Below are 16,245 nucleotides of genomic sequence, written 5' to 3' on the forward strand. Positions count from 1 at the left end.
GGCTATACGAAAGTGCGCTTTCGTGGCTTGTCGAAAAACATCGCTCAACAGACAACCTTGTTCGCTTTGTCGAATCTGTGGATGGTGCGAAAACGGTTGATGGGTATGGGCGAGGTGCGTCTGTAATGCAGGCTGATCGCCCTGAAGCAGCGCGACTAGAGGAAAGAACCATGAATTAAGGACAGGAAAGGCCTGTTTTTCGACCGACTCATGATTTTTTGAACCTCAAGCAGAGAGGGCATGAAAAATCGGTGGGTACTTCAGACCTTCCCTAAGGGTTTTCGAGACTTTGAGCCGCGTCCGCACCTGTCTTTGAAATACAAAACGCCCGATGCATAAATCGATGAATACCATGTTCCCGGCCACTTGGGACAAGGCACGGCTGATAGATTAAATTGACGGCGCATGGAATAGTCCGGAAAAAGTAGTAACGGGCGATAAGTGGGAGTCAGAAACCCCGTCCGGGTTTGCAGTCGAGGGATATGTTTCTCCAAGGACAACCATTTATCCTAAATACAGACCCTGAAGCATAAGGAATTCATATGGAATTCAAGTTTTATTGTACCGCTGGGGGAATCTATCCTGTTGTAGGTCAGGTTTTTCACCGTAGAGCCGAGGTGTCTTCGGGTAAGGATACGCGGCGATATGATCGTTACGTCTGCGGTGTTTTGAACGCTATTGCTCAAACCCAACAGGGATGCGGTGAACTGCTTCATTGCATTACATCAATCGAAAATGGCTCGGAAACGTCCGTCATAGGCGGGGGAAATGATGTTGAGCTGACCATGGACGCTTCAGGTGTACAGGTCGACATCCTGATCAACGACGACTGGGTCGGACAGCCCGAAGGTAAATTTACCCTGCAGGAGTGGCGTGTGGTCTTGGAGCAGTGGAGGCACTTCCTGGGATTGCCTGAATCGTTGGAAACAGTAGTAACAGTAAAACTGCCGTAGAAAAATACAGGTAAAGAGGTAAAGGGGACTAGGTAAAGGGGGCGGATTTATTTATAGAGACTGTCCCGGGAGGTGTTTGATGGTGCAGGAACAGGATTTGTTGCAAGAGATGGGGCAACTGTTGGTTGACGCAGGCCCCGAAAGCGCCAATGTAATTGTCGTAAGGGCCGAGTTGTATCCCGAAGGTGACGCTTGTAAGTACGAGTTCGACTATGTCGATAGTAGCGATAAGACTGATTGGTTCAGGCCGCCCGCTCGTGCGGTAGGCGATTTGACAGAGCTTTTGGTTAAGTTAAGAAGTGGATCACTTTTAAGTGGAGAGGCTGTTTGGACGAAATGTGAAATAAATTTCGGTGTTCTGCGTAACAAGCTGAAGATCAATTACGAATATGACGAGATTGTTTGAAAAGCGGGGACAGACCCGGAGGGATCCCCACAAATCAACTCCAACGCCTGCGCTTGTGGATGGGGGAAAAACGGGGCAGACCACATTTCTCCTGAGACAGAGGCAGTGCTTCTTCGATTAAACGTGCTCTGTCCCCAATTTTCGGGCTGTCCCTCACGTCGCAAGCGCCTGGTTTAGCCAGCACCAGTTGTCAATTACCTATTTTCGAATGGATCCATTCATTGACGTCAGAATAGTGGCCCTCTAATATCGCGCCACTATTTTGCTATCAATCTCCATTTCGAGGGATCGAACATGTACCCACCCGCCCTCGTGGCGAGGTTGTGCCTGGCTTTGCTGTGCCTTTCTCCGCTGAATCTTGCTCACTCCGCCCCCACCCCCGGTGAAACCGATCTGATCCGCGAACGTCAGGATCGCTTGCTCGAAGAGCAGCGTCGGCGTCTCGAAGAACTCAAGGAATTACCCGGCAAGGAAGTCAAACCCACGCAGCCGGCTGCCCCCGCCGACGCGCGTTGTTTCCCCATCAAAGACATCGAACTCAAAGGCGCCGACAGTCTCTCCGAGAACGAAAAAAGTCGTCTGCTCAAGCCGTACATCGGCCAATGCCTAGGCGTCACGCAGCTCAACGAACTGCTGAAAGTCATCACCGACCACTACATCGAAAAAGGCCTGGTCACCAGCCGTGCCTACTTGCCGCAGCAGGATTTGTCCGGCGGGCATCTAAAGGTGCTGGTGGTCGAAGGCAAGCTCGAAGGTTTGAAAGGCGCGCAGGGCAGCAAGCTGTCGGACCGCGAGTTGGGCATGGCTTTTCCCGGCAAGACTGGCGAGTTGGTCAACCTGCGGGAAATCGAGCAACTGGTCGATCAGCTCAACCGTTTGCCATCGAATCAGGCGCAGATGGAGTTGGCGCCGGGCAAGAACGTCGGCGGCAGTGAAGTGCTGGTCAAGAACACCCCGCAAAAGCCCTGGCGTGCCGGGTTGTCCCGCAGCAACGACGGCCAGCGCAGCACCGGCGAGCAGCAGTGGGGCACGACGTTTGATTGGGACAGCCCGCTGGGTTTGGCGGATCAGTTGATGTTGCGCGGCGGTCACGATGCGATGACCGATCACCAGCACACCTCCAACAACGCGATGCTCAATTACAACCTGCCGTGGGGCTGGTGGAACTTCAACTACACCTACAGCCAGAGTGAATACCGCTCGCAGGCTCAAGCCAATGGTTTCAATTTCAAGCAGACCGGCGATAGCGAAAACCATCAGCTGCGCGCCGAGCGGGTGATCCACCGCGATGCCGTGAGCAAGACATCCCTCAGCACCGGTCTCTCTTACCTGCGCACCAACAACTTCATCGAAGACAGCAAGCTCAAGCTGAGCAGCAACCGCATCAGCGAAGCGCAGTTCGGCATCAACCACGGTCGGCGAGTCGGCAGCGCGTTCGTCAACATTGACCTCGGCATGCAGCAAGGCATCGGTGCGTTCGATGCGCAGGGCAATGGCCATCCTGGCCCCGGCGAGCCTGACGCGCGCTATCGCAAATACACCGCGACTGCGAGCTACCTGCAACCGTTCAAGGTGTGGGGCGAGTCGTTCAGTTTCAGCAGCCTGATGACTGGCCAGCGCAGTGAAGACGTGTTGTTCAGTCCGCAGCGCACCAGTCTCGGCGGGCAGTCGTCGATCCGCGGTTACAAGGATCAATCCTTGTCCGGCGACAGCGGCGGTTACTGGCGCAACGACCTGCGCTGGAGCCGTCCGGTGACCCTGGAATGGATGCGCCCGGTGTTCGCCGAATACGGCACCAGCCTCGGCTACGACCAGGGCGTGATTCGTGGCAATCGCTACAACGGCGATCAGCACGGGCGCATGTCCAGCAACTCGTTGGAGCTGTTTGCTCGCGGTCAGCACCTCGCCGCCAGCGTGACCTTTGCTCATTCCCTGGAACGCCCGGACACCCTGACCGAGCGCGAAGCGCCGATCTATTTCCGCATGGATTTCTTTCTCTAATTTCGCTTCATCGAGACCTTCGACATGGACGCCCGTCAATTCGCCTTCCTGAGCCGTCAGCCTTCTTCTGCCGTGAAAACCCGCGAGCACTTCTGGGGCATGCCCAAGCGCGGCTTGGCGTTCCTGTTGGCCAACGTCATGTTCTGGCAGCCGGTGTGGGCGCAGGCCGAGGGGATCGTTGTGGCGACGCCGGGCACCAGTCTCGGTCAGGCGGGCAACGGTGTGCCGATCGTCAATATCGCCACGCCAAATGGCACCGGCCTCTCGCATAACCAGTTCCACGATTACAACGTCGGCAGCCAGGGTGTGATCCTCAACAACGTCGCCGCGCAGACCGGTGCGACACAACTGGGCGGCATCATCGTCGGCAACCCCAACCTCACCAACCGGGTCGCAGCGCAGACCATCCTCAACGAAGTGATCGGCGGCAGCCCCAGCCAGTTGCGCGGTTACACCGAAGTGGCGGGGCAGTCGGCCCGCGTGATCGTCGCCAACCCTTACGGCATCAGCTGCAACGGTTGCGGTTTCATCAACACCCCACGCGTGACGCTGACCACCGGCAAGCCGGTGCTGGACAACGGGCGTCTGGATCGTTTTCAGGTGGATCAGGGCAGCGTCTCCATCGACGGTGCCGGGTTGAATGCCAACAACGTCGACAGCTTCGAAATCATCACCCGCAGCGCGAAGATCAACGCCGAGATTCAGGCGAAGAACCTGACGATTGTGGCCGGTCGCAACGACGTCAATGCGCAGAGCCTCAATGCCACCGCGCGCGCCGATGACGGCAGTGTCAAACCGCAATTAGCTATCGACTCGTCGGCGCTGGGCGGGATGTACGCCGGGGCGATCAAACTGGTCGGTACTGAGTCGGGTGTCGGGGTGAAACTCGACGGCAAACTGATCGCCAGCGGTGGCGATATTCAGCTCGATGCCAACGGCCACTTGAGCCTGGTCGACACCTCGGCGGCTAACGGCGCGGTCAATGTCAAAGCCGCCAGTCTCGATGCGCGCGGTCCGGTCTATGCGGGCACGGCGCTAAACGTACAAACCCAAGGCAACCTGACCAACCAGCAAACCCTCGCCGCCCGCGACAGCATCGTGCTGAGCGCCGGTGGTCAGTTGACCAACAGTGGCGTCATCGAGGCCGGGGTCAACGCCGACGGCAGCCGCAACGCCAACGGCGATGTGAGCCTCAGCGCGCAGAATCTCGACAACACCGGCAAAAGCCTGGTCGCCAGCCGCACTCTCACCATCAACACTGCTCAGACCTTGAGCAACCAGGGCGGCACGCTGAGCGGGCAAAGCACCCACATCACCGCCGCAACCCTGGACAATCAAAACAACGGGCGAGTACTGAGCAACAGCACGTTGAACCTCAATGCCAATCAGGTGCTGAACTCGAAAGGCGTGATCAACAGCACCGGCAATTTCACTGGTAATGTCGGCCGATTGAGCAACAGCAGCGGCGAGCTGAGCAGCCTGGCTGATGTTGTCCTGAACGTAACCTCACTGGATAACGTCGCCGGCCTTGTGACAGCCGGTCGCCTGCTGGACATCACCGCCAGTGGTGGAATTAACAACGTCAGCGGCACCCTGGGGGCGAAACAAGCTCTGACAGTCCGCGCACAAAGCCTCGACAACAGCCAACAAGGAAAGCTGAGCAGCGAAGGCCAACTGACCACCCGAGTCAGCGGTCTCCTGAACAACCAGAGCAAAGGGCTGATCCAGGCCAACGGCGCGATGGATGTGCAGGCCACACAACTGGACAACCGCGAAGGCAAGATTTCCGGCATCAGCACACTGACAGTCAGTAGCAACAATGCAGACAACCGCAACGGCGTGATTCGTGCCGATCAGGCGGTGAAGCTGCTGATCACTGACTTGGACAACCGTGACAAAGGCCGGCTCGAAAGCAAGTCTGCACTGAGCCTGGACGGCAATAAACTGGACAACCGCAACGGTGGCCTGCTGACCGCCACCGGTCCGCTGACCCTCAAGGCCAAAGAAGTCGCCAACGATGGCGGCCGAATTTCCGGCAAGGGTGATATCGAAGCCAATATCGATACCTTGAGCCAGCAGGCTGGCGAACTGGTTGCCGAGGGCAATCTGAAGTTGACCGGCAAGACGCTGGACAACCGTAATGACGGCCTGGTCGCGTCGCTCAAATCGCTGACGGTTAACGTCGGTCAGATCGACAACCGTGGCGGTTCACTGTCCAGCCAGACCGACCTGCACATCAACGGTGCGAGCCTGAACAACAGCGACAACGGCAAAGTGCTCTCTGACACGACGCTGGCACTGAAGGTCGATCAGATCATCAACCAGTCTGCAGGGCTGATTTTCAGCAAAAGTGCGAGCACGCTCAACGGCCTCGGGCTCGACAACTCGGGCGGCAAGATCGTCAGCCAGAACAACCTCGCCTTGACCTTCGACGACATCAAGAACAACCAGCAAGGGTTGATCAGCAGCGAAGGCATACTGGTGCTCAACGGCGGCAGTCTGGACAACCGTCTGGGCAAGCTCTCGAGCCTCGAAGCCATGACACTCGACGTAGCGGCAGCCCTGCAAAACCAGGGTGGTTTGATCGCTTCGCAAAAAGGTCTGGTGCTGACCAGCGCCAGTCTCGATAACAGCGATAAAGGCATCATCAGCGCCAAGGCGGCATCGACCGTCACCACCGGCGAATTCAACAACAGCAAGGGCGGCAGTCTGGCGACTGACGGCACTCTCGACCTGACCGCCAAACACCTGGATAACTCGGCCGGGCAAATTGGCAGTCAGCAGCAGTTGAACGTCTCGGTCACGAGCCTGGATCAAGATGGCGGTGAGCTGTTCAGCAACAGCGACCTGACCCTCGACCTGAACAACGGCCTGCTGAACAACCAGCGTGGCAACCTCCACACATCAGGTCTGTTGCTGTTGAAAAACCTCAACGAGGTGAACAACAGCAACGGCGAAATCTCCGGTGCCAAGGCCTACAGCGTTATCGCGCAAAGCCTGAAAAACGACGGCGGCAAACTGCTGAGCAATGAAAAACTCACACTCGTCATCGACCGTGCACTGAGCAACATCCATGGCCTGATCAAGTCTGCCGGCCTCGCCAGTCGCAGTGCGAGCCTGAATAACAACAACGGTGAAATCCGTGGTCGTGGCGAGGTTGATCTGACGGTCACCGATGCCTTCGATAACCAGGCCGGTGTGGTCATCGCCGATGACGGCCTGACAGTGAAAGCCACCAGTCTCGATAACCGTCAGGAGGGTTTGGTGGGGGCGACAAAAGCGCTGAAACTGACCGTCGACAACCTCGATAACCGAAGCGGCGAGTTGTCGAGCAAGGCTGATGTGACACTGATCGGCCAACAACTCGACAACAGCGACGCCGGTTACATCCTGGCCGGTGGTAACCTGGCACTGACCGTGGACAAGGTTATCAACCGCAACAAAGGGCTGCTGTCCGGAGATACCGGGTTGACGCTGACCGGGCAAACCCTGGAAAACAGCGGTCGGCTGACCACGCTGAATAACCTCACGGTGAACCTCACTTCGGATCTGGACAACAATCAGGGCAGCCTCATCAGCGAGGGTAAATTGGCGATCAATGCCCAGAGCCTGAGCAACAACGGCGGCACGATTTCCAGCGCCAAGGCGCTCACAATCGATAGCAAAGGCGCGGTCAGCAACCAGGGCGGCAAACTGCTGACCGACACCAAACTGACCCTCACCAGTACCAGCCTGGATAACCAGCAAAAAGGTGCGATCAGCAGCAAAGGTGGAATGAGCATCACCACCGGCGCGCTCAATAACAGTCAGGCCAGTATTTACGCGGGCGACCGTCTGGAACTGAGCGCCGGCCAGGTCACCAACACCGGCGGCAGCATCGGCTCGGCCACCTCGCTGGTTGCCAGCGTCAGTGGCCTGGATCAGCAAGGCGGCAAGCTCTTCAGCAAGGGTGCCTTGAGTCTTGACCTGAGCGGCGGGGCCTTGAACAACCAGGACGGCTTCATTAACGCGCCCGGTCAATTGTTGCTGAAAAACCTCGCAGCTGTGAACAACCGCAATGGTGAAATCTCTAGCGAAGAGGCCTTCGAACTGGTCGCCAAACAGCTGGATAACAGCGATGGCCAGGTGCTCAGCAACCAAAAACTCACGCTGCGTATTGAGCAGGCGCTGACCTCGGTCAAAGGCAAAATCGCCGCCGCTACCTTGCAGGTTCGTGCCGCGAGCCTTGATACCAGCGCCGGCAAAATGCTCAGCGATGGCGACCTGCAAATCACCGTCGACGGTCTGCTGACCAACCAGAACCAGGACCTGACCAGAGGCCTGATCAAAGCGACCGGGCAACTCACTCTCAACAGCAACGGCTTGAACAACCTGGGCGGTAACCTGTTCGGTGGCACCGGCATCAGTATCGATCTGGGCACCGTACCGGCCGACCTGAATAACCAGGACGGCCTGATTAACACCAAAGGCGTGTTGAGCATCGCTCACTTGCGCGACCTGAATAATCAGAAAGGCGAAATCTCCAGCGTCCACAGCTTCAGCCTGAGCGGCAACCAACTGGATAACCGTGGCGGCAATCTGATCAGCAACGATCAGTTGACGCTCAACGCTGCCAGCCTGAACAACCAGGGCGGTCTGGTTTCCGGCTGGAACAAACTGGCCGTGACGGGCGGCAGTCTCGATAACAGTCAGGCAGGCGCAGTCTCCAGTCAGTTCGGTAATCTGGACATCAACCTCAGCGGCGCGTTGATCAATACCGGCAAGGGCGGTATGGGTGGCAACGGCAACGTGACCATCACCGCTGCCAGCCTCGACAACAGCAATGGCGTTGTCAGCAGTAATGGCAAGCAAACACTGACGATGACCCAAGGCCCGATCAGTAACTCCGCGGGCGGCGTGATCGAAAGTGGCGACACCCTGGACATCAATGCGCCGAGCCTGAACAACAACGGCGGGAAAATCACTGGCAAAAAAGCACTGACGTTCACGGGTACAAGCCTGGATAACAGCAACGGCAGCCTGGTCGGCAACGACAGCGTCACCCTCGACTTACTCGGTGCGCTGACCAACACCAACGGTGCGCTCGGCAGCACCGGCCCGCTGGTGATCAAACGTTCCGGCAGCATCGACAACCAAGGCGGCCAGTTGCTTAGTCAAAGCCTGTTAACTCTGTTGACCGGCGATTTGAACAATAGCCAGCACGGCACCGTTTCCGCCAATGGACAACTCGACCTCACCGCCACCGGCAGTGTTCGCAACAGTGCCGATGGTCTGATCTACAGCCGTGATGCCGGTGTTAATTTCAAAGCGGCCTCTCTCAACAATGCAGGCGGTGCGCTGCAAAGTCTGGGGGCAATGACCCTGGACGTGAAGGGCGGTGCTATCGACAACCAGGGCGGCAAGGTCATCGCCCAGAACGGTGAGCTGAACATCACCGCCGCCAGCCTCGACAGCCGCGCCGGTGTGCTGTCGAGCCTCAAAGGTTTGCTGCAGACCCGCCTGACGGGTGTGTTGCGCAACGGCCAGGGCGGCAAGATCGAAGGCAATCGCCTCGACCTTCAGGCCTTGGGCGGAATCTACAGCGACGGCGGACGCATCGCCGCCAATACCGGCAACATTCTGCTTAACGCTGGCAACGCTGCTATCGATAACAGCAACGGTGGGATTTACGCCAAAGGCCAGGTCAAGGTTATTGGCGGTGCGCTGAACAACAACGCCGGCAAGATCAGCGGCGATGGTATCGACGTCGTTCTCGATAGCAATCTCACCAACCGCGGCGGCCTGATTGAAAGCGCCGGCACCCTCGCAGTGCGTGCCGCCAGCCTCGATAACCAGACGGGCAAACTGCGCGCGCTGGGTATCAGCGGGAAAACCAACTTCCAGATCGGCAGCCTGTTCGATAACCGCAATGGTTTGGTGGAAACAGCCAACACTGACCTGACCCTCGCGACGCCGAACTTCTTGAACGCGGGCGGTACCGTGACCCATGTGGGCGTGGGTGAGTTCGACATTTCGACAGCCAACGTCATGAATGCTGGCGGTTCGCTGGTGACGCGTGGCGGGCTGACGTTGAATGCCGATAGCTGGACTAACAGCAGTGTGATTCAGGCGGGGCGGTTGACGGTTAACGTCAACAACTTTGTGCAAACCGCAAGCGGTCAATTACTGGCGTCGAACCACCTCGAAGGTCGAGGCGTGAACTGGACCAGCGATGGGTTGATTGCCAGTGATGGCAGCCTGGATTTGCAGTTGATCGGGACGTATAGGGGCGATGGTCGGGTAAGCAGCCTGGGTAATCTTGGCCTGACCGCAGGCCAATTAGATTTGAGCGCGGCGTCGACAATCGCCAGCGGTGGCGATGCCCGGATCGATGTTGGCGGGCAGTTGAACAACCACGGTCGCTTGACCTCAAGCGCAAATATGCAAGTCCAGGCGGGCGGTGTAAGTAATTTTGGCACTCTGGGCAGTGGGCAGAACCTGACGATAAAAACGCCGGCCTTGCTCAATGAGCGCGGGTTGATTTTTAGCGGGAAAGATATGAGTTTGTTGGTGAATGATTTCACCAATCAGAACGGTTCCCTGTTTAGCCTGGCCAACCTCAACATTGCTGGAGTCAGTGGTGGTCAAGCCAATAATGTAAGAAATCTGGCATCGACGATTACGATCGACGGCGATTTAACATTGGCGGCTAATGTCTTTCTTAATAAGACTGAGGGTGTGCTGGGAAAAGAGAAACTGATCTCGGGAGATATAACCTACGCGTGCCAGGGTGGGGAATGTAAGTGGGTTAACTACTATATTGAAGAGCACTATGAGTCCGAGTCGACCACTACTGGGGAAAGCTCCGTCATCTCTGTCGCAGGCAATATAAATGCGACGGTAGGTGAGTTCACTAACTTTGCCTCGGTGATTTCTGCAGGGAAAAATATCAAACTCGACGTGGGGTCGTTTGATAACACGGCACTGGATTCGGGAAGTTATACGAAGACTCTCATCTATAACGCCCGGGTACGTGATTTGATGGGACTGGTTGATGAAGACACGGGTCCAATCACGGCCTACGCTCGCAGAAACTCCAAATATATTCACAAATACTCAGATTATTTTTGTGGCGGCGAGGATTGCGGTCCAGGCGTTATACCGCGAAGCAGTCAGACCACCACGACCTTGAATCCAGACTTTGGGATCGGCGCCGAGGTTGCCGTGCCTGCAAGAATATTCGGCTACGACTTCAAGGGTGGCGAAACAGTCTTCACCAGCAAGGGCGGGGCACCGTCAATTGTTCAGGCTGGGCAGGCGTTGGAAGTTAACGCCAAAACAACCCTTAAAAATGGCAGTCTTCAGGCCTATACAGCGTTTACAGGCGTAGCGAAGAATTCTCCGGATACAGGTGTAAACCGGGGAGCTACGATTCCGGTTATTCGAATCAATGCTCAGCTACCACCGGACTTGGCCCAGCAACAGGTCAACCCGCTGGCACTTCCTGGTTTCACCCTGCCGACTGGCGATAACGGCCTGTTCCGTCTCAGCCGTAAAGACGGCACCGAGCAAACGATCGTACCTGGACAGAGCTGGACGATTGGTTCCGTTTCAGCCGGTAACACGCAGCGTTCGGACGGCATGCCTGTCAGGCAAGCCACCGAATTCCAGTTCGACAAGAACGACCCGGTCTCGGTCAAAAATCGCGAGCTGGCTTTGGCCAGTCGCCCATCGGTGAATCTCAACGACAAGACCGCTCAGGTCAACGTCAACGCCGCCACCGGCGACGGTCCGGTCGGTGTGTTGTTGCCCGGGAGCCCATCCTTCAACGTGCCACGTGTGCAGGGGCTACCCGACACCAGCGTGCGCTCCAATCCGCACAAATACCTGATCGAAACCAACCCGGTACTGACCAACCTCAAGCAGTTCATGAGTTCGGACTACCTGTTGGCGAACCTCGGCTACAACCCGGACACCAGCGCCAAACGCCTGGGCGATGGTTTGTTTGAGCAACGCCTGGTCCAGCAATCGATCGTCGCACGCACCGGCCAGCGCTTCCTCGACGGTCAGACCTCTGACGAAGCGATGTTCAAATACCTGATGAACAACGCCATCGCCAGCAAGGACCAGTTGAACTTGTCCATGGGCGTAACTCTCACCGCACAGCAAGTTGCGGCGCTGACCCACGACATTGTCTGGCTCGAAGAGCATGTGGTGAATGGCGAAAAAGTCTTGGTACCGGTGCTTTACCTGGCCCAGGCGAACAATCGTCTGGCACCCAATGGCGCATTGATCCAGGGCGGCGACGTCAAGCTGATCGCTGGCCAAGACCTGAACAACGCCGGCACCCTGCGCGCCACCAACAACCTTTCCGCCGAGGCCGGCAACGACCTCACAAACACCGGCTTGATCGAGGCAGGTGATCGCCTGACGCTGAAGGCGGGCAACAACATCGTCAATAAATCGGGCGGGATTATTTCCGGTCGCGACGTCAGTCTGACGGCAACCAATGGTGATGTGATCAACCAGCGTGACGTGACCGGTGTTGATGTCCGTCGGGGTGGAAGTCTGCAGCATCGCGATTATCTCGATAACGCGGCACGGATCGAGGCAGCCAACGATCTGAGTATCGATGCGGGGCGTGACATCAACAACATTGGTGGCGTTTTGCAAAGCGGGCGTGATCTTGAGCTCATTGCCGATCGTGACGTCAACATCACCTCAGTCCAGGATCGCAGCACCAATGCGCGTGGCAGCCATTTCCTCAACCAGACCATTACCCAGAATGCCGCTGAAGTGACGTCTGGTCGGGACCTGTCGATCAGTGCTGATCGTGATGTAACCGTTGTCGCAAGTCGGCTTGATGCAAAGCTCGATCTGAATCTCACCGCGGGTAACGATGTACTGTTGACTTCGGCGGCGAACGAAAGCGATTACGTTGCACGGGGCAAGAAAACTGCTCTGGAAAGTCACAGCGTCAGCCAACAGTCGTCGGTTGTGAATGCAGGTCGAGACATTGCCATTTATGCCGGCAACGATCTTGGCATCATTGCCAGCAGGATCAAGGCTAAAGAAGACATCAGCCTCGATGCCGAGCAGGACATAATTGTCGCTTCGGCCAAAGATGAAAGCTCTTCTTACTACTACAAGAAGAAAAACGGTTCCTTCGGACGCAGTAAAACTACTCAGAGCGAGAGCTACGAGAGTTCTAACGTCGCCTCTGTTATCGAGGCTGGGCAAGATCTGACCGTCAACACCACTAAAGACGATGGCGGAGCTGTCAGCCTCAATGGTGGCCGCAATGTCACCGTTATCGGTAGTCAATTGAAGGCTGGTGATGACCTGATCGTCGGTGCCACGAAGGACGTGGCGATACTTTCAGGCATCGAGGAAAGCGGTTCCTACTCCAAGAAAACAAAAACCGGTTTGTTCGGGATGTCGTCCAGTGGCAGCAGCCATCTCCAGACCAGCGTCACCCAAGTGGGCAGTGAGCTCAGCGCTGGTAACGATGCGGTCGTCATTGCCGGTCGTGATGTGAATATGAATGCCAGTGTCATCAACGCTGACAACAATGCCGAACTGCACTCCGGACTGGTGGACAAAACCGGTGATATCAACCTCTCATCTGCCGATAACGAAGCTTACAGTCGCGCAGAAGAGTTCAAGAAAAAACTCGGTCTGTCGCTTAAGGATGCGGTGGGATTGTTCGCGGGTACGCCGGGGGCGGGTGCGGACATTACCCTGAACGCATCGCACAAGGGCGGGCGCGAAGTGATCAGTTCAACCAGCGTTGGCAGCCAGATCAATGCGGGTAATGACGCTATTTTAAATAGCACACGCGACATCAATATCATTGGCAGTGGTATCAACGCCGGTCACGACGCGACGCTCAAGGCGGGCCGGGATGTAAACGTGGTGGCCAGCATCGATCAGGAGCGCAGCAACAGCTGGGAAACCGACAAAAGCTACGGCATCAAACAAACCGTGGATAACAACGGCTTCACCACTTTCGTCGGTAACGAGACGATCAAGCATGGTGTCGATAGCAGCGGTTACACCGCTGCAGGTAGCTCTATCTCTGCCATGCAAAACCTGACCGTCACCGCTGGCCGCGATATCAACCAGCAGGGCTCCGATCTGCAATCCGGAATCGACCTGAAGTTGAAAGCTGACCGTGACATCAACATCGATGCCGCAGAACAGGCCAGCCAAGTCACCACCACCGACAGCATAAAGCGCAACGGGACCACTACCACAGTCGCCTACAACTTTGGCAATACGGTGGATACCCTCAAAGGCACCGGCAAAGGTGAGGATGGGGTTAGCAAAGGATCGAGCGTACTAAAATCGGTCGATACTCTCGGCCAATTCTTCAGCGGCCCCACTTTCGATGGGCATGCGGGTGCCTCAAGTACCAGCCAGACCCGAACGCAGACCTCTGTGACCAATCGTCCTTCCACTCTATCGGCAGGTAATGACATCAGCCTGGACGCTGGTAACGATGTAAGCGTACATGGCAGTCAGTTTGACTCGGGACGCAATATCAATGTCACCGGCCGCAACATTACCTTCGATGTCGCCCATGGCGATGAAGGCACTGATGGAAATCAGACCCAGAGTAAAGGTGGCCTAAAGGGTGGCACGACGGGAGGTTTCAAGCTCGGTGTGGGTGTCAGCAATGCGGGTAGCAAGGATGAATCGACTCAAGGCAATTCCACACCTGTGCAACTCAATGCGGGTGGCAGTGTCAACCTGGATGCAAAAAACGACCTGACCCTGATCGGCACCCAGGCAATCGCCGAACGGGATATCAAACTCAAGGCCGGCAACGACTTGAATATCCTGTCGGCGCAAAATGCGTCCAGCAGTGAAAACAGTCGCCGCAGTTGGGGGGCCGAAGGCGGTGTTATTGCAGGTCAGGATGGCTTCGGCTTTTATGGATCAGCCAACGTTGGTCTGGGCGATTTAAAACGCCAGGGCGTTCAACAGCAAGAAGCTTACTTGTACGCAGGCAATAGCCTGAATTTCGAAAGCGGCCGCGATACCACCATTGCCGGAGCCACGTTGCGCGGCGACGAAGTGATCGGCGATGTGGGGCGCAACCTCACCGTGACCTCGGTGCCCAACACCGGCAAGGTCGAGGGCAAAGAGTTCGATGCCAGCCTGACGGTGGCCTTCAGCATTGGCATGACCGTTAGCGGCTCGCTGGGTTACGGCGAAACCAATGGCAAAACCAACTGGGTCGAAAATCAGACGGTCATCAGCGGCAAAAATAAAGTCGATATCCGCACTGAAAATCACACTCAGCTGGATGGGGCGCTGCTGTCCGCCGACAACGGTAATCTCAAGCTGGATACCGATACCCTTGGGTACCGCAATATCACAGGCAAGGATAACGAGCACGGTTACTACCTCAATGTCAGCGGTAGTTATGGTGGCGGTGGTGGCGCCCAGCAAGATAAACCGAATCAGGGCATGGACGCTCCAGACAAAAACAGTTGGGCGGTCGAAGGTTACAACTACAACAAAGATCGCGAGCAAACGCTGAATGCCACGGTCGGCGCAGGCGAGATTGTCGTGCGTCACGACAAAGTGACGGGGCAGGACTCTACGGCAGGGCTCAATCGCGACGTGGGCAAGGCCTACGAAGTGACTCGAGACGATGAGCATCGTACTGATCTGTATGTCAGCAGCACTTCGGTTGGTGCAGTAATGGACCCCAAAAAGACATACAACCAGTGGAAAGATAATGTCGAAAAGTACGGTGAAAATAGCATCGAAGCGTTGAACACGCTGGTTGATTTAATGCTCGCCACTGCCGTTGTCGCGAGAGGCTATGAACTCTTGGTGGCTGATGCAGTGCTTGAACTTCGTGCAGCCAAACGTGCGTTTTTGAAGAAGCTGCGTGACGAAACCACGCGAGCAGCGTTAGTCAATCTCACTGTCAACGAGATCATGAAGGGACGCTCTACTCCTGAGTCCCAAGCATTAGCTGCGCGTATCGTCGAAATTGCAGCGACCAATCCTGAACTGGCAATGGGTCTGCTGTCTGCTCTCAAACGCTTGCAAAATCCTCATCCCGATCGATCGAACTTTGTTCCCTTGGTTCTGGCAGGTGGTGCGTTGGCTACGCTAGGCGCCGCCTTGTTGACGGCGGCCAATTCACCGCAGAACCAGGAAAACCTGCGACAGGCAGTGAATGCTCTCGTTGAGTCTACGAAAGACGCAGGTCTGGCGTCGATTGAACGTCTGAAGTTGGCCACTGAGCTATGGGAAGCAATTATTGGTACTGCGTTTCCAATACACCTGCTTGATCCGAAGTATGGGACGCTGATCAATCCGATCGTGGACACCGATGTGCAACACCCGGTGAGTGCTGGTGGATTTACGATTCAGCCATCATCGCCAACCACTACAGGAGGCAGCGCCATCGAAAACGGCGGTGGTTGGAGCACTACTTCTCCGGTTGTGGATCCATCCCTTTCGCCAGGTAACATGTTCAATAGTCCTGTTGATTACGATCATATTATCGGTGCGGATTACACTAAGAATGATGCACCTACTGGTGGACATACATTATTGAATGGTGATGTGAGAATTGTGCCGGGTACCCAGACTGCGCCTGATGCATTCGGAGTTTATCGGGCAACTGTACAGGTACCGGATCCGAAGAACCCTGGCCAATGGTTGACCAAAACCTCCAATAAGTCGAGGAATACGATGTTCCCTTCCGCTTGGGATAAGGCACGAGTAATAAATGAAATTGATGGAGCATGGAATAGTCCTGATAAAGTTGTAACGGGTACTGTATGGCGCTCGAAGACCCCGTCAGGGGTTGAGGTCGAGGGATATGTTTCTCCAAGGACAACTGTTTATCCGATCTATAGACCTTGACGCAGGGGGCAG

General features: G+C 56.2%; 4 protein-coding genes and 1 pseudogene. All 5 read left to right on the forward strand.

Annotated elements, in window-relative coordinates:
• A pseudogene (locus CUN63_RS20860) lies at positions 1-126 on the forward strand (IS5/IS1182 family transposase); the annotation flags it as partial.
• Between the two features lie 416 nt (positions 127-542).
• Positions 543-953, forward strand: coding sequence for a hypothetical protein (locus CUN63_RS20865; protein ID WP_129442056.1), 411 nt, complete (start codon positions 543-545; stop codon positions 951-953).
• A 79-nt stretch (positions 954-1,032) separates the two neighbouring features.
• Entirely contained in the window at positions 1,033-1,359 is a 327-nt protein-coding gene (locus tag CUN63_RS20870) for a hypothetical protein (protein WP_218570134.1), read from the forward strand.
• Between the two features lie 294 nt (positions 1,360-1,653).
• The gene (locus CUN63_RS20875; protein WP_129442058.1) at positions 1,654-3,360 is read left to right on the forward strand and encodes a ShlB/FhaC/HecB family hemolysin secretion/activation protein; all 1,707 of its coding nucleotides are present in this window, start codon (positions 1,654-1,656) and stop codon (positions 3,358-3,360) included.
• Positions 3,361-3,384: 24 nt separating this feature from the next.
• A complete protein-coding gene (locus tag CUN63_RS20880; RefSeq protein ID WP_165353263.1) occupies positions 3,385-16,233 on the forward strand; it encodes a hemagglutinin repeat-containing protein in 12,849 nt (4,282 codons plus the stop codon).
• Positions 16,234-16,245: the final 12 nt, after the last annotated feature.

Origin of the sequence: Pseudomonas sp. ACM7, from assembly GCF_004136015.1 — a bacterium.
Classification (GTDB): domain Bacteria; phylum Pseudomonadota; class Gammaproteobacteria; order Pseudomonadales; family Pseudomonadaceae; genus Aquipseudomonas; species Aquipseudomonas frigoris.

Bases quoted from the DNA above. Each gene is read 5' to 3' on its own strand.
- CUN63_RS20865 (WP_129442056.1), top strand. From the start codon at position 543: ATGGAATTCAAGTTTTATTGTACCGCTGGGGGAATCTATCCTGTTGTA.
- CUN63_RS20870 (WP_218570134.1), top strand. From the start codon at position 1,033: ATGGTGCAGGAACAGGATTTGTTGCAAGAGATGGGGCAACTGTTGGTT.
- CUN63_RS20875 (WP_129442058.1), top strand. From the start codon at position 1,654: ATGTACCCACCCGCCCTCGTGGCGAGGTTGTGCCTGGCTTTGCTGTGC.
- CUN63_RS20880 (WP_165353263.1), top strand. From the start codon at position 3,385: ATGGACGCCCGTCAATTCGCCTTCCTGAGCCGTCAGCCTTCTTCTGCC.